The organism is Sphingobium sp. Z007, assembly GCF_900013425.1.
In the GTDB taxonomy this organism is placed as follows: domain Bacteria; phylum Pseudomonadota; class Alphaproteobacteria; order Sphingomonadales; family Sphingomonadaceae; genus Sphingobium.
In genome coordinates this window covers 1,831,366-1,850,599 of record NZ_FBXK01000005.1, presented here as the reverse complement: position 1 = coordinate 1,850,599, position 19,234 = coordinate 1,831,366, and the positions used below count along the sequence as shown (strand labels likewise).

Here is a 19,234-nt window from a genome sequence, read left to right as displayed (position 1 = left end):
CGCCTTATGCCCACTCTCGTCCTCATCCGTCATGGCCAGTCGTCGTGGAACCTGGAAAATCGCTTCACCGGATGGTGGGACGTGGACGTGACCGAGAAGGGCGCGGAAGAAGCGCGCGCCGCCGGTCGCCTGATGGCGGAAAAGGGGCTGGATTTCGACCAATGCTATACCAGCTTCCAGACGCGCGCGATCAAAACGCTGAACTTGGCGCTGGAGGAAATGGGGCGGCTGTGGCTGCCGGTCGAGAAAGACTGGCGCCTGAACGAGCGCCATTATGGCGGCCTGACCGGCCTCAACAAGGCGGAGACAGCCGCCAAGCACGGCGACGACCAGGTCAAGATCTGGCGCCGCAGCTTCGATATTCCGCCGCCGGTGCTGGAAGCGGGCAGCGAATTCGACCTGTCGAAAGACCGGCGCTATGCGGGCATCGCCATCCCCTCGACCGAGAGCCTGAAGGACACGATCGCGCGCGTTCTGCCCTATTGGGAGGCAACGATTGCCCCCGACCTGAAGGCGGGCAAGCGCGTGCTGATTTCCGCGCACGGCAATTCGCTGCGCGCGCTGGTCAAGCATTTGTCGAACATTCCCGACGATGAAATCACCCATCTGGAAATCCCGACCGGCCAGCCGATCGTTTATGAACTGGCGGACGATCTGAGCGCGGTGGATCGCTATTATCTGTCGGAACGCTAAGCCTTTCAGCAGGCCGCAACTGCCGGGAGGATGATAAAAAAGGCGCCCTTCCTGTCGGAAGAGCGCCTTTTTTCATATTTGTTATCGGTTCAGAACTTCAGGCGGCTTTCCACGCCGATCACGCGCGGCTGCGCGACCGATTGGGCGTAGCCGCGATAGATGACGCCGTCATTGACTTGGCCATAGCGGGTCAGGTCGTTGCCGATGCCGGTGATCGCATATTTGACGAAGATGTTGTTGGCGAACACACCGATTTCATAAGCGTCGGTCTTGTAACTGATGTTCGCGCGGCTCATCGTGTAGGACGGGATGCGCTGGCCACCGCCACGCAGGCCGGCGCGGCTGTATATGCCGCCGGTATAGGTGGTGGTCCAGCCCAGCACGACCGTATATGAGCGTGCTCGATCCGGGCGACGCGCCCGCATCCGGTCGCCCGGTGCCCGGCGGCATCACCATGCGCGAAGCTATCCCGATGGTGCGCCAGATCTGCGCCCAGAACAAGGTGGTGGGCTTCGACCTGCTCGACGCCGCGCCGATCCTGGACCCGACCTATGTCAGCCGGATGAGCGCTAACTATATCTTGCACGCCTGCCTTAGCGGCATCGCGATGCGCAAGACGGGCGCGACACCGGTCCAGACCGCCAAGCACTGAATCCGGGGGGACCGCCATGCCATCGATCCATGCGATAAGCGGATGGGGCATGGCTGCGGCCGCGGCGGCATCCGCCGTGGTGGCAGGCAACAGCTTCGACACGCCCAACCCGCCGCCGCCTTTGCCGCAGGAAGATATTATGGGCGAACCCAAGCCCATCGATCTGCCTGCCGATGTCGCGGCAAAGTTGACGGGCATCGCGCCGGAAAAGGTCGCGCTGATTAAGGAGAGGCGCACCGGCCGCTATGTCGAGAAGGATGCGCTGTTCGACAGCATCCGCACCATGCCTGCCGGCGAACTCACTGCCTATATCGACTCGATCGCAGCGCTCCACGCGCAGGTCGAATATAAGGAAGGGCGCGACGTCAAGACGATCCCGCTCGACACCCGATCCGCCTGGGTCAACGCCTGGAAAGCCAAGCGCCCGCTGGTGATGGACCCCAAGCGCGATGCCGGGCCAATGGACCTGGGCCGCTATATCGGCGGGCGGCGCGGGGGTTTTGCGACCTTTGCCGGCGCGCCCGTCGCGATGACGCCGGAAGATTTGAAGGCAGGCAAGGTGGATGTCGCGATCGTCGGCGCACCGCTGGATATGGGATCGGGCTGGCGCAACGCGATCGACGGGCCGCGGGCGCTGCGCATGACGGGCGGGGCTGGCGGCAACGACATGTATGCGATGATCAACCCTAGTTCCGCGTTGGAGATCGTCGATTACGGCGACATCGCCATCGACCAGAACAGCACCGAACGATCAGTTGCCCATGTCCGCGAGATGGTCCGTGAAATCGCGCAGACCGGCGCAATCCCGATCGTCATTGGCGGCGACCACAGCCTGGAATATCCCAATGTCGCCGCTGCCGCAGACGTGCATGGGAAAGGCAATGTCAGCGTCGTCCATTTCGACAGCCATTATGATGTCGGCCGCAACGGCGTTCACTGGATCACCCACGGATCGTTACTGGAACCCGGTGTCGTCGGAGCATGGCCAGGACAATTATTACGCCCCGAAAAAGAAATCCTGACACTCGTCAAGATTCTGATGGCGGATTGCGCAGCCGCCATACGTCATTTGGGCAATAGCGCCATTCGAGCGCCTGCTTAGGCTTCGACATGCGCCCAGGGCAAATAGCCGGGCGTCAAGGGGGACATATAGGGTGAAGCGGCTTCCCGTCACGAAATTGGGCCTGTTGGCGCTTTTCTCCGCGTCGGTCGTGTTCGCGCAGACGGATGGCGGCCCCGATGGCGCGACGATGAAGGAAACGGAGGCGGGCATCCCGGTCACCGATCCGCTGGTCACCGAAAAATGCAGCGCCTGCCACACCGCGGACGCCAAGGGCAATTTGTCGCGGATCAGCTGGGTCCGCACCACGCCGGAGGGCTGGGCGCAGGCGATCAAACGGATGGTGCGCCTGAACGGTCTGGCGATCACGCCGGAAGAAAGCCGGGCGATCGTGAAGTCGCTCTCCGCGTCGCATGGCCTTGCGCCCGAAGAGGCCCGCCCGGTCATGTATCTGCCCGAAAAGCGGATGCTGGACGAAACCATCATCCCCAACGAAACCATGCGCGGCGCGTGCGCCAGCTGCCACAGCTATGCCCAGCCGCTCTCATGGCGCCGGTCGAAGCTGGAATGGAAGACGTTGCAGGATTTGCACGTCGCCCTCTATTCGCAGGCCGACGCCCAATATCGCCGCCCGGCCGAGGACAGCGAACAGCCAACCGGCCGCGATCCCAAGGACAAGCTGACCCGCGGCGATTATGCGCTGACTTATATGCCCAAGGTTGCGCCGCTGCATACCCCCGAATGGGCCGCCTGGAGCGCGCGCCAGCGCAATCCGCGCCTGGCCGGTGAATGGCTGGTGGTCGCTTCGGTGCCGGGCAAGGGCCGCTATGTCGGCGAACTCAGCATCGCTGCGGGCAGGCAAGCCGACGAATTTACGACCCGCGCGACCCTTCGCTCGCTCACTGATGGCGATACGGTCAACCGCACTGGCACCGGCATCGTCTATGCGGGCTATAGCTGGCGTGGGTCGTCCACCGGCGCAGGCGCGGCCAAGCCCGACGATCTGACCAGCGCGGCGCGCGAAGCCCTATGGTTCGCCCCCGACCAGCAAAGCGCGCAGGGCCGATGGTTCTGGGGCGACTATCAGGAATTTGGATATGACGTGAAGCTGGTCCGCGCCACCGCCGCGCCCGCTATCTTGGCGGTGACGCCGGGTCCAGTCAAGGCGGGGACGAAGGGCGTGCAGCTGCGTATCCTGGGCCACAATTTGCCAGCCTCGCTCAGCGCCGCCGATGTCGATCTAGGCGCTGGCGTGAGCGTTACCAAGATCGTTTCGGCCAGCCCCAAGGAGATGGTCGTGACCGCCGATGTCGCACCCGGCGCATCGTCCGGTCAGCGCCACGTCGCCATAGCGGGCGCGGTGCTGGAGCAGGCCTTCCCGGTGTTCCATAAGATCGATTATATCAAGGCGACGCCCGAAACCGCGCTGTCGCGGCTGGGCGGCATCAAATTCCCCAAGGGCTATCAGCAGTTCGAAGCGATCGGCTATGAAAATGGCCTCGACGGCAAGCCCAATACGCCCGACGACATCGCCGTGGGTCCGGTCGCCGCCGACTGGGCGATGCAGGAATTCCTGTCGGTCTTTTATGACGACGACACCAAATATGTTGGCGCGCTTAGCCCCTCCGCCTTCTTCACGCCTGCGGAGGAGGGGCCGAACCCCGCCCGTCGCTTCGGCCGCAACAATTATGGCGAAGTCTGGGTCGTTGCGACCGCCAAGACGGAAAAGGACAAGTTCGGCAAGCCGCTGAGCGCCCGATCCTACATGGTCGTGACCGTGCCAGCCTATCAGAAATGGGATCAACCGGAGGTGTCGCGATGACCGTCATGCAGGCGCCCGCCTATCGCCGGGCCGAATATCATGGGTTCGAAGCGGGCGGAGGCCACTTTGTCTATCTTGTGAGCGCCGGCGCGATCTTCGAAATCGACGCGGATGTGCGAGCGGTGCTGACGCGCCTCGACGGCCAGGAACTGACCCATGCCGCTCTGGTGCGCGAATTGGCGAGCGATGGCCGCGATCCGGCCGAAGCCGAAGCGCTGGTGCGCGAACTGCGCGTGGCGCGGCTGATCCAGCTTGGCGCCGCCGCCCCGGTCATGCCCCAAGCGCCGCCGGCCGACTTTCCGCTCCAGGCGCTGGTGCTGAACGTCACCAACCAGTGCAATCTCGCCTGCACCTATTGCTACGAGTTCGGCGCCGACAAGATCGCGACGCCGGCGGGCAAGCCCAAATATATGACGCTGGAAACGGCGCAGGCTTCGGTCGACCTGCTCATCAGGGAAGCGGTGGGCCGCAAGGCGGTGCATATCACCTTCTTTGGTGGCGAAACGCTGATGAATTTCAAGCTGCTGCGCGACGTGGTGGACTATGCCAACACGGCCACGGCTGCGGCGGGGAAGGGGATTACCTACAGCCTTACCACCAACGCGACGCTGCTGACGCCGGAGATCGTGGCCTTTCTGTCCGACAACCGCATCGGTGTGACCGTATCGATGGACGGCCCGCCGGAGATGCAGGACAAGCATCGGGTCTATAAAAATGGCAAGGGCAGCTATGCGGTGATCGAACCGCGCCTGCGCACGCTAATCGCCCATCACAAGACCCGCGCCATTACCGCGCGCGTGACGCTGACCGAAGGCGTCACCGACGTCGTGCGGATCTTCCGCCATTTGAAGGATGACCTTGGTTTCCACGAAGTCGGCTTCGCGCCGGTGACGACGGGCGAGGAACGCGCCTATTCGCTGGACGGTAACGGCATGGACAGCGTGCTGGCGCAGTTCAGCCTGCTGGCGGACGAATGGCTGGAATATGCGCTGCGCGGCGAATCCCATGGCTTTACCAATGTCAGCGAGACGATCAGCGAGCTGATCTCTGGCGTCAACAAATCGCATCCCTGCGGCGCGGGCCTGGGCCTGATGGGCGTCAGCCCGTCCGGCGACCTGTCGCCCTGCCATCGCTTCACCGATGCCGACACGCACAGCATGGGCCATGTTTCCACCGGCATCGACCGCGCCAAACAGGGCGCGTTCCTGAAAAAGGGCCATGTCGAAGCGAAATATGATTGCCAAAGCTGCTGGGCGCGGCCGCTTTGCGCAGGCGGATGCCATCATGAGGCGTTCGTGCGCTATGGCGACACCGGCCACGCCAACCTCCATTATTGCGACTGGATACGGCAATGGACCGACACCTGCCTGCGCATCTACGGCGTTCTAGCGGTGCAGAATCCCGGCTTCCTCGAACGCTTCGCTGAACGAAAGGGCCTGTCATGAAGCATCTTCGTGCCATCAATAAAAAGGCGCGCGCGATCGGCGAAGCAGTGGCCGAGATTGAGGCCGCGTCGGCCGGGACACCCGCAGACATGGAAGAGGATGTGGTCGCCCTCCAGCAGCAACCGCGCCCGCATGTGCCGATGGGCTGCACCCTGTCCTTTTCGCCCGGCTGGGAAGTCGATGCCGGCGGCGGCACGGCGGGCCTGTGCCAGCCGGTAGAGCGCGACATCTACGACTGCTACGTTACCTGCTTCTGGCCCGTTCAGGTGCCTGACCATGTGAATTATTCGCCCGACTGGGCCAGCAACTGCGCCACCGCCACCAAGGACTGGCGCAGTCTCGATCTCGTTTTTCCATGAGGCGCGCCATGTCGACATTCCGCACCATCGTCGCTGCGGGGCTTGCAGCGCTCACCGCGCTTCCGGCGTCCGCCGCCACCCTGTTCATGGGGTCCTATCCCGACGAACTGCTGGTCTTCGACGAAGGCAAGGCGGCGGTCACGGGCAAGATCAAGCTCGACACCGGCCTGCCAACGTCGATGCTGCTGTCCGACGATGGCAAGCGCATCTACGTCACCACCATCACCACCAGCGGGATCGAGGTGATCGACACCGCGACGCGCAAGGTGATCAACAAGTTCAGCCTGAACGATGGCGCCACCCGCTATCGCTTCTGGGGCGGGACGGCAGACCCTACCGGCCGCTATTTCTACACGGTCATCAGTCGTTTCGACAAGGAAATCGACCGCTATAAGGTCAGCAAGCCGATGTACGGCGTGATCGACCTGAAGCTGCAAAAGGTCGTGCGCACCGTCGATATCGACAAGGAGGACGAGAAAGCGGGCGGGGGATATCGCGCGGCCTATAAAGTGTCGCAGGACGGCAAATATCTCTACATCTTCGGCGACAAGGTGCTGATCCTGACTGTCGCGGACATGAAGGTCATCGATCGCATCGACCTGGCCAAGCCCGAAGGGACGGGGCTGGAGAATGTCGGCTTCGGCGGCGCGATCGACACGATCCGCACGCCGGGCCAGTTTGTGTCGCTGTTCAACGCGGCCGACCCCTATATACACAACAAGATGTTCGGGCTCGCCCGTTTCGACCTGAACAGCCGCCAGTTCGACTTCACCCCGATCGGCCCCGCGCCGGACAATATGGCCGGCCTGCAAATGACATCCGACGGTAGCCAGGCCTATACCGTCGTGACCAACGGGAAGCTGGGCAACAAGCGTTGCGAATTCTGGCACATGGACATGAAGACCAACGTAGTCGTGGACAAGGCGGAGTTTCAGTGCCGGTCCCGCTTCCGCTTCGGCATGTCGATGGATGGGAAGAAGCTCTACATCTACGGCGCCAGCTATGATGTCGAAGTCTATGACGCCCGGACGCTGAAGCTGGAAGCGACCTGGGATCTGGGCAATGACACCACCGGCGCGGGTATGGTCGCGGTGGAATGATGAAAATCCGCATCTGTTTCGACTTTGGTAGTAGAATGACGGTCTTTCCCGGCCCGCCGCTCGACCCCGCGCGAGACAAGAGGCAGAAGGCTGGATGACAAGCATCGCCATCCGGGGCAGCGGCATCGCCGCCAAAGGATGCGGGCATATACTGGCTGGCGCGGGCGTTCGGGTCGCAATCGAAGAACGCCGCCGCCTGTCCGTGCCGACGATCATGCTGAGCGATCCGGCCCTAAGCCTGATCCGCGGCGTGTTCGATCGGCCGGACCTGTTTGCCGACCAACCGCGCGTGAAGCGGCGCGTGGTCGCCTGGGGCGGGGTGCCGGTCATGCTGCCCCATAGCGCCGCGCTGGCGTCGGAGGATGAGGTCCAGGCAGCCTTACCATCCATCCTGGCATCTCAGGCCGGCCCGGTGGATTTCACCATCCATGCCACGCCGCCCATGCCGTTGGGGGACATGCACATCTTTGGCGAACGCCATGCCGTCGCGGCCAAGGTGCAATTGCGCGACCCCGCCTGCATCGAAGAGGCGCGGATTGAAGCGGTAGCCGCAGGCTGGCTTTATCTGGTGCCAGCGGAACCGGGCCTTGGCTGGCTGCTGGGCGTGGGCGGTTCGATGGACAGGCTGCTGGGCCAGAGCGCGCTGATCGCGCCGGTCGTGGACGCGGTCGGGGCGACATCCACGCCCTTTCCGGCTGCGCCGCGCCTGCAATTGCCGCTTCATGCCGATGACTGGCTGGCCTGCGGCACGGCGGCTGCGGGCTTCGACCCGATTTGCGGCGACGGGACGGCGCAGTCGGTGCGGGAGGCGATATTGGCGGCCGCCGTCGTGATGGCCATGGCCGATGGCGGGGATCGCGCCGCGCTGCTCACCCATTATCAATCGATGCTGATCGCGGCGATGCGCCGTCACCTGCTGCTTTGCGCGCAATTTTACGCCAATGGCGGGCAGGGTGACTGGTGGCGCGCGCAGCATGACGCGCTGATGGCGGGGCATCATATGTGCACCGGCCTGCTGGCCCGGCTGCCCGAACCGCGCTTTCTGCTCGACGGCTTCCGGCTGGTGCCGCGGCAGGCGGCGGCGTGAGCGCCTCGACCGCGCCGCCTATCGCTGATTGGGGCACCTACAAACGCCTCACGCCCTTCCTGCGCCCTTATCCCGGCGCGTTGCTGGTCGTGCTGGCGATCAGCCTCGTCTCGACCATGTTAGGTCTCGCCCAGCCCTATCTCTCCAAGCTGATGATCGACCAGGCGCTGCTCAAGCGCGACACGGGGGCGCTGATCGACATCGCCGCGATCATGGTCGCCGTCACCATAGCGGGCTTCGCCGTCAATATCCTCGCCAGCTACCGCTATGTCTCTCTTTCCGCCGCGATGCTCTACGACATTCGCGCCGCGCTGCTCCGCCATCTCCAGACCCTGTCGCCCCGTTTCTACGGCAGCTTTCGGCTGGGTGACCTCGTGTCCCGCATGAACAGCGACGTCAGCGAAGTGCAGCGCATCGCATCCGACACTTTGCTGTCGGTGGTCAGCAATCTGCTGTTCTTCGTCGGCTGCGTCGCGATGATGCTCTGGCTCGATTGGCGGCTCTTCCTGGTGAGTGTCGTGCTGGTCCCGGCCAGCCTGGCGACGTTCAGCTACTATCAACGCCACCTGACCGCACTGACGCGCGACATGCGGGAGCGGGGGGCGGACCTGGGCAGCCTGTTGGTCGATACGGTGATGGGGATGCGTGTCATCGCCTCGCTCCGCGCGGGTGAGCATGAGGTGGGCCGGTTCAAGACCAAGAATGACGCCTTCGTCGCGTCGATGCTGCGGATGCAGGTCGCGTCCTTCATGACCGGTGCGCTGCCCGGCACGCTGATGACGGCGGCGACTTCTGCGGTGATCCTCTATGGCGGCTGGCGGATCATTCATGACGGGATGAGCATCGGTACGCTCGTCGCCTTCATGACCTATCATATGCGGCTGCTTTCACCGATCCAGACGCTGATGGGGCTGACGTCCGGCCTCGCGTCGGCGCGGGTGTCGCTGGGGCGCATCTTCGAACTGTTCGATACCAAGCCTGAAGTCGTAGAGCGCAACGAGGCCCTGCCCATGGCACGGGCGGGCGCGATGCGTTTCGAGCAGGTCGCGATGCGTTATGATCGCGATGCCGTGCTGCGCGATATCGACCTGACGATCCCGCCGGGAAGCCTCTGCGCCATCCTTGGCCCCAGTGGCGTCGGCAAATCGACCATGGCCGATCTGATGGTGCGTTATCTCGATCCCGACAGCGGCCGCATCACGGTCGATGGCCGCGACCTGCGCGACTACGCCCTCGACGATCTGCGGCGGGAGATCATACTGGTCGATCAGGCCCCCTATCTGTTCAACGAGACGATCGCCGCCAATATTGGTTTCGCCATGGTGGACGTGTCGCAAGAGGCGATAGCAGCGGCGGCCCATGCGGCCGGGCTGGACGGCTTCATCGATAAACTGCCCGAAGGCTATGAAACGCGCGCGGGTGAGCGCGGCATGGCGCTGTCGGCGGGCGAGCGGCAACGGGTGGTATTGGCCCGCGCCTTGCTGCGCCAGCCCAGCATCCTGATCCTTGACGAACCGACATCGGCGCTGGACGGCGACACCGAACAACTGGTGGCGGGACGCCTGCGCGATGCGCTGCCCCATGCCACGATAATCGTCATCACCCACAAGCCCGCACTGGCGCGCATGGCCGACATGATCGTCAGATTGGATCAGGGACGGGCGACGACCACGCAGCGCGCCGCACTGGTCGATGCCTGATCCGATCCGTATCGCCATCATCGATAGCGGCGCCCATCCCGATCATCCGCATATCGACGCCGCCCGGCTGCTGCCCGGCATCGCCATAGCGGGCGACGGCGCGATCAACGAGTGCGACACCATCGACGCCCTTGGCCATGGCACCGCCGTCACCGCCGCGATCCATGGGCAGGCGCCCGAAGCGCTATGCCTGCCGATCCGGGTGTTCCACGATACGCTTCGCACCACCGCGCGGGCCTTGGTGACCGCCATCGATTGGGCCGTGGGGGCGCAGGTGGACATCATCAATCTCAGTCTGGGTACGGTGAACCCAGCCCATCGCGACATGTTCGCGGCGGTCGCCGACCGGGCGGTGGCGGCGGGCGTGCTGATCGTCGCCGCGCGGGAGGCGGAAGGGACGCCCTGCTATCCGGGCAGCCTGGCCCAAGTGCTAGGCGTGTCGCTCGACTGGGACTGCCCGCGCGAAGAGCATGTCGTGCGCGACGGGATCATCTTCGCGTCCGGTCATCCCCGGCCGATCCCCGGCGTGCCGCAGCGGCGCAACCTCCATGGTGTCTCATTCGCTGTCGCCAATATGAGCGGCATCGTGGCGCGGGGCGGGCGACCGGCGATCGCTGGCTATCGCGATCAGGCGACGCCAAACCCCACGACCCGCTCGACCATCCAGAAGCAGCCGATCGCGCCCACCGCATAGAGCGCCGCGACCCGCACCGGGGTCGCCAGCGATACCGCGCGCAACCCCGCCAGCGCCGCGATGATCGCGCCGACGAAGCTCAACTGTCCCGCCTCCACGCCGATGTTGAAGAAGACCAGCGCCGGCAGCTTCTCGCCCGCCTGCACGCCCAGTTCGCCCAGTGCCATCGCGAAGCCCAGGCCATGGAGCAGGCCGAATAGCGATACGACGATCGCCTGCCGCCGGAACGCAAAAGCCTGTTGTCCCTTGCCCACTAATAATGCTTCCCGCGCCATGAAGGCGATGGACAAAGCGATTGCGGCTTCCACCGGCGGCACCGGCACGCGCACCAGTTCGAAAAAGGCGATGGCGAGCGAGATGGAGTGGCCGGCAGTAAAGGCGCTCACCAGCCAGAGCAGGTCGCGCCCGCGTGCCAGCAGCGCCAGGCACAAGACGAAGGCTAGGTGATCCCAACCCAGCCAGATATGCCAGACGCCCTGCGCCAGAAATTCCGGGGCGATCTGGGCGATCGGGCGCGCCGTTGCGGCGGTTTCGCCGACCGGCACGGCGATGCCTTGCGCGTCGCCGGTCAGGCTGCGATCGACCTGCGCGCCCATGACATTGGTGACGAAGCGACCACCATCGGCCTTCCACGGCGTCTGGATGGTATCGCCAGCGGTAAAGGGCCGATCGCACGCCAATTCAAAGGCATATTGCGCCCGCCCGCCGCCCGTCTGGCGCGTCATGCCGGTCTGGCGGCAGCCGTCGGGCAGGGCGAGCGGTGCGGGCTGGCCCACCGCTTCGGGGACGGCGGCGGTAAATTTCATAGGTATTAGGGTCTTCGCCGCGGGTCAGGGTAAAGTTGGCGGACAGGAAGATATCGGCCATCGCCGTGCCTGGCGCCAGCGCCGCCAGCGCGAGCAGCAGCAGGGCGAACAGCTTATTCCTCGACATCGAACTCCTCCTTCAGGCTGGCCAGCGCCTGTTGAATGGCGGCATTGCTGTGGGCGATCATATAATCCTGCCGCACCTGGTCCTTGATCGCGGGGAAGGGGATAATGGCGGATGCGATACGCTCGCTCTTCTTCACGAAATGCCAACCACGCGGGGATGGGATCGGGCCGATCCACCGGCCTTCGGGCGCGGTCTTGAGCGTGTCGACGAAGGACTGGCCGAAAATCCCGCGCACCATGGAGTCGCCATAGCGGGGAAAGACTCGGCCCAGCCAGAAATCCTCGCCTTCGATGCTGCCGGTGTTCGAGCGGACCAAGAACCTGCTCGGGTATCCGGTGCAGTTCGAGGGCAATAAATGTTCGCCCAACATCATGTATTCGGGCGCGCAGCCCAACCAGCAGGCGCTGCCCGCGCTGGAATGGGCCGTGTCGCAGAGGCACAAGAGCTTCTTTCTCGTCGGCTCCGACTATGTCTATCCCCGCACCGCCAACCTGATCCTGAAAAAGCATATCGAAAAGGGCGGGATGCAGGTGCTGGGCGAAGCCTATGTGCTCTTGGGCGGCACCGACTTTTCCGGCGTGATCGCGAAGATCGCGCAGGCCAAGCCCGCGATGATCATCAACACGCTGAACGGCGACAGCAATGTCGCCTTCTTTAAGCAGTTGCAGGCGGCGGGCATCGATACCAAGGCGATGCCGATCATGTCCTTCTCCATCGGCAAGCAGGAAGCGCAGGGGATGGGCGCGGGCTTGGTCGAGGGCAGTTATGCCGCCTGGAATTATTTTCAGAGCCTGCCAGGCAAGGCCAAGAGCAAGTTCATTGCGGCCTATAAGGCGAAGTTCGGCAAGGACGCGGCGATCACCGATCCGATGATCCATAGCTATCTCGACGTCTATGCCTGGAAGGCGGCGGTGGAGAAGGCCAAGAGCTTCGACCCTGACGCCGTGCGCAAGGCGGCAGCGACGCTGGGCGGCTTTGACACGCCGATGGGCAAGGTCAGCTTCGCGGCCAACCAGCGCCTGGTGCAGAAGGCTTATATCGGCAAGCTGAAAGCCGACGGCCAGTTCGAGATCATCGCCGACAGCCGCAAGGACATCGCGCCCGAACCCTATGACGCGCTCGCCTTCCCCGGCAAGACCTGCAGGCTTTGAGGGGCACGCCGCCTTCCGTTCACCCTGAGCGACGTCGAAGGGCTTTGCAGAGCGGAGGCGAAGCACATTTCGCTTCGCTCAACGGAAGGCTTCGACTGCGCTCAGCCCGAACGGATGTTGGATAATGGACGCCCTTTTCCTCAACCAGCTGTTCAACGGCGCATCGCTGGCGTCGCTGTATCTGCTTGCCGCGCTTGGCCTGGCCCTCTCCTTCGGGCTGATGCGCGTCATCAATATGGCGCATGGCGAAATGCTGATGCTGGGTGGCTATCTGGCGTGGATGACGCTGCTCGTCGTGCCGGGGGCGCTGGGGATCATCCTCGCCATTCCGGTCGCTTTCATCGGCGCGGCGGCGACGGGCGGCCTTATCCAGTCCACCCTGATCCGCCGCCTGTCGGCCCGCCCGCTCGACACGCTGCTCGCGACCTGGGGCGTCAACCTGATCCTGCAACAGGGCGCACGCGACCTGTTCGGCGCGGTCGGCGTGGAGGTGCGGGCACCCGAATGGCTGACCGGCAGCTTCGTGGCTTTTGGCGTGACCCTGCCGTCGGCGCGGCTGTTCATCATCCTGATCGCGGCCCTCGTGCCGGGCGGTCTGGCGCTGCTGCTGCTCAAGACCCGGATCGGCCTGCTGGTCCGCGCGGTCAACTAGGATCGGATGATGGCGTCGGCCTCCGGCATCGACGTGAAGCGGGTGGATCTCACCGTCTTTTGCCTCGGTTCGGGCGTCGCGGGTCTGGCGGGCGTCATGCTGGCGCTGCTTGGCCCGGTCACGCCCAATGTCGGGCAAAGCTATATCATCCCGGCCTTCCTCGTCGTCGTCATGGGCGGCCTTGGCAGTATCGTGGGCACCACGGCATCGGCCATCATCCTCGGCCTGTTCGCGGCGCTCGCGCAGATTTTCGTCGATGTCAGCGTCGCGCATATTGCTGCGCGCCGCGCGCGATGGCGAGAATCGCGTGCGCTTTCTCGGCTACAGCCCTACGCCCTTCAAGGTCGTCGCTTTCGCCATCGCCGCGATGCTGGCTGGGATCGGGGGCGCGCTCTTCACCCTCCACGCGGGCGTGGTGTCTCCAGCCTTGATCGGCGTTGTCCCCTCGATCGAGATGGTCGTCTGGGTCGCGATCGGTGGCCGATACAGCCTGGCCGGGGCGATCGTGGGCGCGCTGCTCGTGAATCTTGCGCGCGATGCCGTGTCGAGCGCCTTCCCCGAACTATGGCTCTACCTGATGGGTGCGCTGTCGCCGCCGTCTATCTGGGCCACACAGCGTGAGCGCGCGGTTGATCGAAATCGCTGCCCTGTCGAGCGCCTATGGCCAGAGCCAGGTTTTGTGGGACGTCGATCTGACCCTGGAGCGGGGCCAGGTGATGGCGCTGATCGGCCGCAATGGCGTCGGCAAGACGACGCTGCTGCCCGCGATCATGGACACGCGCCGGGCGGTTGGCGGTACGATCCGTTTCGATGGGCAGGATATTACCAAGCTGCCCGCGCACAAGCGGTCGCGCGCCGGCATCGGCTTCGTGCCGCAGGGACGGCATGTCTTCCCGCAACTGACCGTCATGGAAAATCTGGAGACGGGCCTGTCCGCGCTCGCTGACCGGGGTAAAGGCGCGGCAAAAGTGCCGCAACATATCTTCGACCTGTTTCCCAAGCTGTACGATATCCGCGCCCGCGCCGCCGGTTTCCTGTCCGGCGGCGAGCAGCAGCAATTGGCCATTGGTCGCGCGCTCGCCGGGGAGCCCAGCCTGTTGCTGCTCGACGAACCGACCGAGGGCATCCAACCCAATGTCGTGCAACAGATTGAGGCGGCGCTCGTCCATGTCCGCGACGAACTGGGCATGACCGTCCTGGTGGTCGAACAATATCTCGACTTCGTCTGGCGCTTCGCCGACCGATACTGTGCGATGCAGAACGGCCGGATCATTCGCCAGGGCAGCATCGCCGAAGAAGGCGCGAAGGATGTCGCGCACTTGGTCCAGATCTAGCGGACCGGCGTCCAGGTCTGGGTCTTGCACAGGAAGGATGCGATGCAGCCCTGCACCTTCAGCGTGCCATTGCCGTTGCGAGTCAGCTTGGACATATAGCTTTTTCCGCCTTCGGGATCGTAGATCGTCCCTTTCCAATGTTCGCCCGCATCCTCGAAGCCGGTGAGCAGGGCAAGGCCAACGAGCGGTTTCGAGCGCAGCGCGGCATCGGGGTTCTTGATGTCTGTCTGCGGGCGACCGGGCGTCGGTTTCACGATCTTTTCGATCTTCCCGCACAGATGCCTGCCGCATGGCGCAATCTGGACGATCGCCTTGCCATCGACGGTCGCCCAGCGGCCGGTGACAGGCTGGGCCGCCTGCGCGGGCAGGCTGGCAAAGGCGGCGGTCAGGGTTGCAATGGCGAAAACGGCCAGCTTCATGCGATCCACTCCTTGTGTTTGATACAAGGATAGCCACGAAAAACCACGCCCGCCACCGCCTTTTTTGGGGGAGCGGGCGGGTCTTTCGGGCGACGCTACGGCAGCGCCTGTCCCCCTCTCCAAAGTTTTTAGAAAGCGGTGCTGATCGAACAGGCCGCCGGACCCAGGATGACGACGAACAGGGTCGGCAGGATAAACAGAATCAGCGGCACCGTCATGATCGCGGGCAGGCGCGCGGCCTTTTCCTCGGCGCGCATCATGCGTTCATGGCGGAATTCGGCCGACAGCACGCGCAGCGCGGACGCCAGCGGAGTGCCGTATTTCTCGGTCTGGATCATGGTCGTGACCACGCCCTTGACCGCGTCCAGCTTCACGCGCGTCGCCAGATTTTCGAACGCCATGCGGCGCTCGGTCAGGAAGCTCAGCTCGATCGCGGTCAACTGGAACTCGTCGCCCAGTTCGGGATAGGCCTTGCCCAGTTCGCGGGACACGCGGTTGAAGGCGGCATCGACGGTCAGGCCGGCCTCGGCGCAGATGACCAGCAGGTCGAGCGCGTCCGGCAGTCCCTTGCGGATCGCGGCCGACCGCTTCTGCACCTTGTTGTCGATATAGATGTCGGGCGCCTTGTAGGCAAGCAACAACGCCACGGCGAAGGCGAAGAAGCGTTTCAGCGGACCCCATTCGGGTTCGATGCCCACGCCATAAAGCATGATCGCCGCAAAGCCGCCGATCATGATCGGCAGGATCATCCGGCCAAAGATCACGGCGACGGCCCAGTCCTTGGACCGGATGCCGGCCTGCGCCAGGCGGATCTGCGCGTCCTTCAACTGGTCGTCCTGCAAGACCTTCAGGCTGGACAGGAAGGACCGCATATTGTCGGTCGTCTGGTTGCGTGTGACCAGCTTGGCGCGGCGCTTGGCGGTCGATGCGGTGATGCCTGCCTTCAGCTGTTCGCGCCGGTCGTTAAGCGCCTTGACGCGCTTGGCCATTGGGTCGCGCACGGTCATTACCGCATAAAGCGCAAACAATATGGCGAGCGTGGCGAGTGCGGCCAGCAGCGTGCCGACATCGGTCGCAGTCAGGCCAAAGAGCGTGCCGGCTGGGGTAGGGGCGTCCATATCTTTTATCCCTTCCCGATCAGATTTCGAAGTTGACCATCTGGGCCATGATGAAGGCGCCGATGCCCATCCAGCACATGCCGCCGATGCCGATCACCTGCATGGTGCTGAGCCCGAACAAACCGGCCGGGTCCGGCGTGAAGAAGGGGGTCATGTAATTGAAGTTGATGTAGCAGATCATGCCGAACACCAACGGAGGCAGCGCACCGATAATATAGGCGGACGCTTTGGATTCCGAGGACATGGCGCGGATCTTCAACTTCATCTGCGCACGCTGGCGCAGCACGGTGGCGAGGTTGGACAGGGTTTCGGCCAGGTTGCCGCCCGTCTCCCGCTGGATCGACAAGGTGATGACGAAGAACTGGAATTCGGCCGTCCCCAGCCGGTCGGCCGTTTCCTGCAGCGCCTGCTCCATGGTCCGCCCGATCCTGATGCGTTCGGTTATCAGCTTGAATTCCTCGCCCACCGGTCCAGGGATTTCGCTGGACACGATGCCCAGCGTTTCGGCGATCGGCAGGCCGGATCGCAAGCCGCGCGTCAGCAGTTCCAGCGCATCGGGAAATTTCGCCGTGAACTTGTTGACCCGTTTCTTGATAAGCCGCCCGACCCACCAGTGCGGCAGGCCAAGCCCGGCCGCCAGACCGACCATCATGGCGAACAGGAACGGGAAGCCGCGGATCATCAGCAACGCCGACAGCAGCAGGAAGATACCGGCGCTGGCCGTCATATACTGGCTGAGCGTCCATTTCTTGCCGGTCATCTTGAGACGCTTGGTCAGATTTTCCGGGTTGGGGATCAGTGACACCAGCATCTTGGCTTCGACGCCGGTCGCCCGATTGGAAATGACCTTGCGCATCCGCGCTTCCAGCAGCGCTTCGGCGGACTCGCTGTGGCGGCCGCGGATCATCGCGACGCGCCGCTTGCGCGCCTTGTCCGGCGACGGACCGGCGAACGCGACCACGCCCAGCCCCAGCAGGGTTGCGATCAGCACCGTTATCAGGATGAAATTGCCGTCCATCTCGTCGCCTGTCTTGTAATGCTGCGCCGCCCATTTGGGGCGGCGCATGCGATCAATTGTCTAGCGTCGCTTTGTCCTTGCGGCGCGATGGCATCATCGACCGGAACTCGCCGATCTTGCCCAGCAGCGAGTCGCCCTTCTTGCGCGGCCCCTTGGGCGCTTCGACCGTATGGTTATGGTCGGCGGCGCCCAGCACTTCGTCCAGCAGGCTGGCGCAAGCCGCGCCGACCTTGCTGCCCTTGGCCGTTTCGGCCAGTGTCTTTCCCAGTTTCGCTGCCTGCGATGCGATGCGCAGGTCGAACGGTATCATAATGTCCACCTTGCGCTCGATCGATTGCTCGAAATCCTTGCGGCTGATCTCAGGCGCACCGGGATGGACGCGGTTGGCGATCACCAGCGGACGGGCCTGGGGCGCATTGCTCTTGAGCCAGGACAGGATGCGGATGGTATCGCGGGCCGCTGCCAAAGTCAGTTCGGTCACCACCAGCGTCACATTAGCGTCGGTCATCAGGTGCGGATGCTGGATCAGCATATTCCGTGGTAGGTCGATGACGCTACATTCGAAGGCGAGACGGAATTCTTCCAGCAACTGGTAGAACGCCCCGCCATCCGTCATCATCGGCTGGCTGATCGGCGCTTCGGCCGACAGGATGGCCAGCGTGTCGCTCGCCCGCACCATGGCGCGTTCGATGAACAGCCCGTCGATGCGGCTGGGATTTTCGATCGCGTCGGTCAGGCCGCGTCCCGGCTCCAGGTCCATCGCCAGCGCGTTGGTGCCGAAATGCACGTCGAGGTCGAGCAGCGCGGTCGGGCGCTTCTTCTTTTCCGACAGCATCCAGGCGAGCGAGGTCGCAATGCTGGATGCGCCGACGCCGCCGCGCGTGCCGATCACGGCGATCGTGGCGTGCGGGCGTTCGGGCGCCACGTCGCGCGGGGCCATGAACACGGCCTGCGCCTGCGCCAGCGCGTCGCGCAGCTGGTCCGCGCCGAAGGGTTTGAGCAGATAATCCTGGATGCCGCTGGCGACCAGATCGCGATAGAGGCGCACGTCGTTGACCTGCCCCGCAGCGATCACGACCGTGCCAGGCTCGCAAACTTCCGCCAGGCTGTTGATGTCGTTCAGCGGATCACCGCTTTCGGACATATCGACGAACAGGATTTGCGGCGATGCGGTGATCGACAGGCTCTGCACCGCATTGCGCATGCCGCCCTTGTTCACCTTTTCCGGCGCCCATCCCAGTTCGGCGGCGACGCCGCGCAGCATGTCAAAGCTGTGATCGTCGCAGACGAAGGCATGGAAAGGATCACGTGGCCCGGCCGCGCCGGGCTTCCAGGGTGCGTTCATCTTATTGCCCTCCTGCCGTCATCTGCTTGAGCTCGCCGGCGCCTGTCGGCGCCTTGTCGCGATAGGTGGAAATGGCGCGGTTCGACGTGACGGTGCGCATGTCGCTGTCGGTGCCCTGACCGCGGACCAGATCTTCCGGGTTGGCGACCATGGCCGCCATGTTGCTGTTGACGCCGCAGCCGAAATTGGAGCTGGTGCCCAGGTTCGTGTCGGTTTCCTGCTTTTCATGCCAATCGGGGCAGCTGGGCACGCTGGCCGTGGCGCGGCGCACGATCAGGCGGACGCTGCCAGCAGGCGCCTCTCCCGCTTCGGCCGAACTGTCCGTCGCGACCAGCAGCCCATAGCGGGCAACGACATTGTCGATATCGTCCCGCAAGGCGGGGCTGAAATAGCCGCCATCGGAGACGACGGCGATATTGTCGCCATAGCCAAGGGCGATCGACGTGAACCAGTCATTGAGCCGGATGGCTTCGTTCGGAGTCAGGCCGCCATTCGACCCAGCCTGGACGTCGAACGTATAGGCGCTGTGCCCCACCACCGGCTGGTGGATGGAATCCACGGTGCGATTGGATCGGGGTAGCGCCTGGGCCGTCATGGGCAGCGCAAGGATCGCGATGGTCACGAACGCTTTGATGGACAGAGAGGTCATGTC

20 protein-coding genes and 2 pseudogenes are annotated in these 19,234 nt (G+C 64.0%); 14 read left to right on the top strand and 8 right to left on the bottom strand.

Features of this window, described 5'->3' with window-relative positions; translation table 11 throughout:
- Positions 1-6: 6 nt before the first annotated feature.
- Positions 7-693, top strand: coding sequence for a 2,3-diphosphoglycerate-dependent phosphoglycerate mutase (gene gpmA / locus CEQ44_RS16990; RefSeq protein ID WP_088182567.1), 687 nt, complete (start codon positions 7-9; stop codon positions 691-693).
- Between the two features lie 89 nt (positions 694-782).
- Here the strand turns inward: gpmA and CEQ44_RS16985 are convergent, their stop codons facing one another.
- Positions 783-1,076 carry a hypothetical protein gene (locus CEQ44_RS16985; RefSeq protein WP_088182566.1) on the bottom strand — a complete coding sequence of 98 codons (294 nt, stop codon included), beginning with the start codon at positions 1,074-1,076 and terminating at the stop codon, positions 783-785.
- An 8-nt stretch (positions 1,077-1,084) separates the two neighbouring features.
- Between CEQ44_RS16985 and CEQ44_RS16980 the strand changes: the two genes are divergently transcribed.
- From CEQ44_RS16980 to CEQ44_RS16940, 9 genes are all read left to right on the top strand, one after another.
- A complete protein-coding gene (locus CEQ44_RS16980) occupies positions 1,085-1,345 on the top strand; it encodes an arginase family protein (protein ID WP_088182565.1) in 261 nt (86 codons plus the stop codon).
- Between the two features lie 16 nt (positions 1,346-1,361).
- A complete protein-coding gene (locus tag CEQ44_RS16975) occupies positions 1,362-2,447 on the top strand; it encodes an arginase family protein (RefSeq protein ID WP_256960043.1) in 1,086 nt (361 codons plus the stop codon).
- A 52-nt stretch (positions 2,448-2,499) separates the two neighbouring features.
- Positions 2,500-4,227, top strand: a complete 1,728-nt coding sequence (gene peaA / locus CEQ44_RS16970; RefSeq protein WP_088182564.1) for a quinohemoprotein amine dehydrogenase subunit alpha — start codon at positions 2,500-2,502, stop codon at positions 4,225-4,227.
- Positions 4,224-5,672 carry a quinohemoprotein amine dehydrogenase maturation protein gene (peaB, locus tag CEQ44_RS16965; protein ID WP_088182563.1) on the top strand — a complete coding sequence of 483 codons (1,449 nt, stop codon included), beginning with the start codon at positions 4,224-4,226 and terminating at the stop codon, positions 5,670-5,672. The genes peaA and peaB overlap by 4 nt, the downstream gene beginning before the upstream one ends.
- A complete protein-coding gene (gene qhpC, locus CEQ44_RS16960) occupies positions 5,669-6,031 on the top strand; it encodes a quinohemoprotein amine dehydrogenase subunit gamma (RefSeq protein ID WP_088182562.1) in 363 nt (120 codons plus the stop codon). Before peaB ends, qhpC begins: the two co-directional genes overlap by 4 nt.
- Positions 6,032-6,039: 8 nt before the next feature.
- Entirely contained in the window at positions 6,040-7,131 is a 1,092-nt protein-coding gene (locus CEQ44_RS16955; RefSeq protein WP_088182642.1) for a YncE family protein, read from the top strand.
- A gap of 94 nt (positions 7,132-7,225) precedes the next feature.
- Positions 7,226-8,218, top strand: a complete 993-nt coding sequence (locus CEQ44_RS16950) for a hypothetical protein (RefSeq protein ID WP_088182561.1) — start codon at positions 7,226-7,228, stop codon at positions 8,216-8,218.
- Positions 8,215-9,918, top strand: coding sequence for an ABC transporter ATP-binding protein (locus CEQ44_RS16945; RefSeq protein WP_088182560.1), 1,704 nt, complete (start codon positions 8,215-8,217; stop codon positions 9,916-9,918). The genes CEQ44_RS16950 and CEQ44_RS16945 overlap by 4 nt, the downstream gene beginning before the upstream one ends.
- A complete protein-coding gene (locus CEQ44_RS16940) occupies positions 9,911-10,612 on the top strand; it encodes a S8 family serine peptidase (RefSeq protein WP_088182559.1) in 702 nt (233 codons plus the stop codon). The genes CEQ44_RS16945 and CEQ44_RS16940 overlap by 8 nt, the downstream gene beginning before the upstream one ends.
- Here the strand turns inward: CEQ44_RS16940 and CEQ44_RS16935 are convergent.
- Both CEQ44_RS16935 and CEQ44_RS16930 read right to left on the bottom strand, forming a co-directional pair.
- Positions 10,546-11,418, bottom strand: coding sequence for a HupE/UreJ family protein (locus CEQ44_RS16935; protein ID WP_254914324.1), 873 nt, complete (start codon positions 11,416-11,418; stop codon positions 10,546-10,548). The genes CEQ44_RS16940 and CEQ44_RS16935 overlap by 67 nt on opposite strands.
- Positions 11,419-11,531: 113 nt before the next feature.
- Positions 11,532-11,861, bottom strand: coding sequence for a peptidylprolyl isomerase (locus tag CEQ44_RS16930; RefSeq protein ID WP_088189748.1), 330 nt, complete (start codon positions 11,859-11,861; stop codon positions 11,532-11,534).
- On the opposite strand from CEQ44_RS16930, the gene CEQ44_RS16925 reads away from it, so the two are divergent.
- The 4 genes and pseudogenes from CEQ44_RS16925 to urtE all read left to right on the top strand — a co-directional run bounded on the left by CEQ44_RS16925 (position 11,845) and on the right by urtE (position 14,682).
- Entirely contained in the window at positions 11,845-12,696 is an 852-nt protein-coding gene (locus tag CEQ44_RS16925) for a transporter substrate-binding protein (protein WP_254913754.1), read from the top strand. The two genes, CEQ44_RS16930 and CEQ44_RS16925, sit on opposite strands and share 17 nt — an antisense overlap.
- A 124-nt stretch (positions 12,697-12,820) precedes the next feature.
- Positions 12,821-13,597: pseudogene (gene urtB, locus CEQ44_RS16920) on the top strand (urea ABC transporter permease subunit UrtB); the annotation flags it as partial.
- A gap of 7 nt (positions 13,598-13,604) precedes the next feature.
- Positions 13,605-13,877 (top strand): annotated as a pseudogene (locus CEQ44_RS16915) (urea ABC transporter permease subunit UrtC); the annotation flags it as partial.
- 88 nt (positions 13,878-13,965) lie between these two features.
- Positions 13,966-14,682, top strand: coding sequence for an urea ABC transporter ATP-binding subunit UrtE (gene urtE / locus CEQ44_RS16910; protein ID WP_088181991.1), 717 nt, complete (start codon positions 13,966-13,968; stop codon positions 14,680-14,682).
- Here urtE and CEQ44_RS16905 read toward each other — a convergent pair.
- The 5 genes from CEQ44_RS16905 to CEQ44_RS16885 all read right to left on the bottom strand — a co-directional run bounded on the left by CEQ44_RS16905 (position 14,679) and on the right by CEQ44_RS16885 (position 19,231).
- Positions 14,679-15,101, bottom strand: coding sequence for a DUF2147 domain-containing protein (locus CEQ44_RS16905; protein WP_088181992.1), 423 nt, complete (start codon positions 15,099-15,101; stop codon positions 14,679-14,681). The two genes, urtE and CEQ44_RS16905, sit on opposite strands and share 4 nt — an antisense overlap.
- 128 nt (positions 15,102-15,229) lie before the next feature.
- Complete coding sequence (locus CEQ44_RS16900) at positions 15,230-16,219, bottom strand: type II secretion system F family protein (protein ID WP_088181993.1); 990 nt, start codon at positions 16,217-16,219, stop codon at positions 15,230-15,232.
- A 19-nt stretch (positions 16,220-16,238) separates the two neighbouring features.
- Positions 16,239-17,237, bottom strand: a complete 999-nt coding sequence (locus CEQ44_RS16895) for a type II secretion system F family protein (protein ID WP_088182091.1) — start codon at positions 17,235-17,237, stop codon at positions 16,239-16,241.
- Positions 17,238-17,289: 52 nt separating this feature from the next.
- A complete protein-coding gene (locus tag CEQ44_RS16890) occupies positions 17,290-18,582 on the bottom strand; it encodes a pilus assembly protein CpaE (protein ID WP_088181994.1) in 1,293 nt (430 codons plus the stop codon).
- A gap of 1 nt (position 18,583) precedes the next feature.
- A complete protein-coding gene (locus CEQ44_RS16885; RefSeq protein ID WP_088181995.1) occupies positions 18,584-19,231 on the bottom strand; it encodes a CpaD family pilus assembly lipoprotein in 648 nt (215 codons plus the stop codon).
- Positions 19,232-19,234 lie beyond the last annotated feature (3 nt).

Bases quoted from the DNA above. Each gene is read 5' to 3' on its own strand.
- CEQ44_RS16950 (WP_088182561.1), top strand. From the start codon at position 7,226: ATGACAAGCATCGCCATCCGGGGCAGCGGCATCGCCGCCAAAGGATGC.
- CEQ44_RS16935 (WP_254914324.1), bottom strand. From the start codon at position 11,418: ATGAAATTTACCGCCGCCGTCCCCGAAGCGGTGGGCCAGCCCGCACCG.
- CEQ44_RS16885 (WP_088181995.1), bottom strand. From the start codon at position 19,231: ATGACCTCTCTGTCCATCAAAGCGTTCGTGACCATCGCGATCCTTGCG.
- CEQ44_RS16905 (WP_088181992.1), bottom strand. From the start codon at position 15,101: ATGAAGCTGGCCGTTTTCGCCATTGCAACCCTGACCGCCGCCTTTGCC.
- CEQ44_RS16890 (WP_088181994.1), bottom strand. From the start codon at position 18,582: ATGAACGCACCCTGGAAGCCCGGCGCGGCCGGGCCACGTGATCCTTTC.
- CEQ44_RS16955 (WP_088182642.1), top strand. From the start codon at position 6,040: ATGTCGACATTCCGCACCATCGTCGCTGCGGGGCTTGCAGCGCTCACC.
- CEQ44_RS16895 (WP_088182091.1), bottom strand. From the start codon at position 17,237: ATGGACGGCAATTTCATCCTGATAACGGTGCTGATCGCAACCCTGCTG.
- gpmA (WP_088182567.1), top strand. From the start codon at position 7: ATGCCCACTCTCGTCCTCATCCGTCATGGCCAGTCGTCGTGGAACCTG.
- CEQ44_RS16975 (WP_256960043.1), top strand. From the start codon at position 1,362: ATGCCATCGATCCATGCGATAAGCGGATGGGGCATGGCTGCGGCCGCG.
- CEQ44_RS16900 (WP_088181993.1), bottom strand. From the start codon at position 16,219: ATGGACGCCCCTACCCCAGCCGGCACGCTCTTTGGCCTGACTGCGACC.
- CEQ44_RS16940 (WP_088182559.1), top strand. From the start codon at position 9,911: ATGCCTGATCCGATCCGTATCGCCATCATCGATAGCGGCGCCCATCCC.
- peaB (WP_088182563.1), top strand. From the start codon at position 4,224: ATGACCGTCATGCAGGCGCCCGCCTATCGCCGGGCCGAATATCATGGG.
- CEQ44_RS16980 (WP_088182565.1), top strand. From the start codon at position 1,085: ATGAGCGTGCTCGATCCGGGCGACGCGCCCGCATCCGGTCGCCCGGTG.
- qhpC (WP_088182562.1), top strand. From the start codon at position 5,669: ATGAAGCATCTTCGTGCCATCAATAAAAAGGCGCGCGCGATCGGCGAA.